The sequence below is a fragment of the Microbacterium sp. genome, from assembly GCF_031178525.1.
GTDB lineage: Bacteria > Actinomycetota > Actinomycetes > Actinomycetales > Microbacteriaceae > Microbacterium.
In genome coordinates this window covers 1-1,866 of record NZ_JAPSJA010000380.1, presented here as the reverse complement: position 1 = coordinate 1,866, position 1,866 = coordinate 1, and the positions used below count along the sequence as shown (strand labels likewise).

Annotated in this window: 3 protein-coding genes; all 3 read right to left on the bottom strand. The window is 70.7% G+C overall.

Features of this window, described 5'->3' with window-relative positions:
- Positions 1-19: 19 nt before the first annotated feature.
- A complete protein-coding gene (locus tag RIF89_RS14620) occupies positions 20-571 on the bottom strand; it encodes a GNAT family N-acetyltransferase (RefSeq protein WP_309069799.1) in 552 nt (183 codons plus the stop codon).
- Entirely contained in the window at positions 564-1,568 is a 1,005-nt protein-coding gene (gene trpS / locus RIF89_RS14615) for a tryptophan--tRNA ligase (RefSeq protein ID WP_309069798.1), read from the bottom strand. Before trpS ends, RIF89_RS14620 begins: the two co-directional genes overlap by 8 nt.
- A gap of 65 nt (positions 1,569-1,633) precedes the next feature.
- On the bottom strand, positions 1,634-1,866 hold a 233-nt coding region (locus RIF89_RS14610; RefSeq protein ID WP_375294494.1), incomplete at its 5' end, for an endonuclease/exonuclease/phosphatase family protein.

Sequence of the window (1,866 nt, the reverse complement as noted above, 5' to 3'; positions counted from 1 at the left end):
CCGGGCCGGACGGGCGGCGTCAGACGGCCCAGGACTGCCGGGTGCGGGAGTCGGTGGCGAGCAGGCCGGCGATCCAGCCGTCGACGCGCTCGCCGCGGTGCGCGAGACCCTTCCTGCGCACGCCTTCGAGCCGGAAGCCGAGATCCTGCGCCACGCGCGCGGAGGCGGTGTTGCCGACCACCGCGTGCCACTCGAGGCGTTCGAGACGCAGCGGGCCGAACGCGAAGTCCACCACGGTGCGGGACGCCTCGGCGATGTAGCCCCGGCCGCGCGCGGCGGGAGCCAGCCAGTAGCCCAGCTCGGCGGCGCCGTCCTTGATCCGGTGCAGCCCGATCATGCCCGCGAGCCCTGCGGCGTCACGGATCGCCCACACGAACTCCGAGCCGACGTCCCACCACTGCCCGGCGAGCGCCACGAACTTCTCGGCATCCTCGCGCGTGTACGGCGCCGGGACCGTGGTGTACTCCTGGATCAGCGGATCCTGACACGCGTCATAGATCGCCTCGACATCGGACTCGACGGGACGCGAGAGCGTGAGACGGCCCGATCGCAGAACGACCGGCTCACCCACGACGCAGCAGGCCCACCCGCTCGTACACGTTCGCGAGGGTCGCGTCGGCGACCTCCGCGGCACGGGCGGCGTTGACCGCGAGCACACGGTCGAGCTCGGCCGGGTCGTCCAGCAGCTCGAGCGCACGCGCACGCACGGGCTCGAACTCTGCGACGACGACGTCGCGCAGGCCCTTCTTGAAGTCGCCGTAGCCGCGGCCCGCGTACTCGTCCTCGATCTCCGCGATCGGTCGGTGGGTGAGGGCGGAGTAGATCGTGAGCAGGTTCGAGACGCCGGGCTTCTCCGCGCGGTCGTACCGCACCGTGCCCTCGCTGTCGGTCACGGCGCGCATGATCTTCTTCGCGGTCACGCTCGGCTCGTCCAGCAGCCACAGCACTCCCGCCTGCGACTCGGCCGACTTCGACATCTTGGAGGTCGGCTCCTGCAGGTCGTAGATGCGCGCGGTCTCGGCCTGGATCACCGGCTCGGGCACGCGGAAGGTCTCGCCGAACCGCGCGTTGAAGCGCTCGGCCAGGTCGCGCGTCAGCTCGACGTGCTGCTTCTGATCGTCACCGACCGGCACCACGTGCGTCTGGTACAGCAGGATGTCGGCCGCCATGAGGATCGGGTACGTGAACAGCCCCACGCTCGTCGCATCGGCGCCCTGCTTCTGCGACTTGTCCTTGAACTGCGTCATCCGGCCGGCCTCGCCGAAGCCGGTGATCGTCGACAGGATCCAGGCGAGCTCGGCGTGCGCGCGCACGTGCGACTGCACGTACAGCGTCGATCGCGACGGCTCGATGCCCGCGGCGATGTACTGCGCCACCGTGCGGCGCGTCTTCTCCCTCAGCAGCGCGGGGTCCTGCGGCACCGTGATGGCGTGCAGGTCGACGACCGAGAAGAACGCGTCGTACTGGTCCTGCATGCCGCGCCACTGCAGAAGAGCCCCGATGTAGTTGCCGATCTGAAGCGAGTCGGCCGAGGGCTGCATTCCGGAGTAGAGGCGCTGTTTCGTCACCCGTCAATCCTAGGTCGCACCCGCCCGGGCTCCGGTCGCGCCCGGCGGCGCTCGGCGACCGGGGCCTACTCGGCGACGGTGTAGTCGACGACCACGGGGGAGTGGTCGCTCCAGCGCGTGTCGTAGGAGGGGGCGCGATCGACGCGATAGCCGGACGCACGCGGTGCGAGAGCGGGGGAGGCGAGGTGGTAGTCGATCCGCCAGCCGGAGTCGTTGTCGAACGCCTTGCCGCGCATCGACCACCACGTGTACGGCCCGTCGACCTCGCCGTGCGCGGCGCGGCCCACGTCGACCCAGC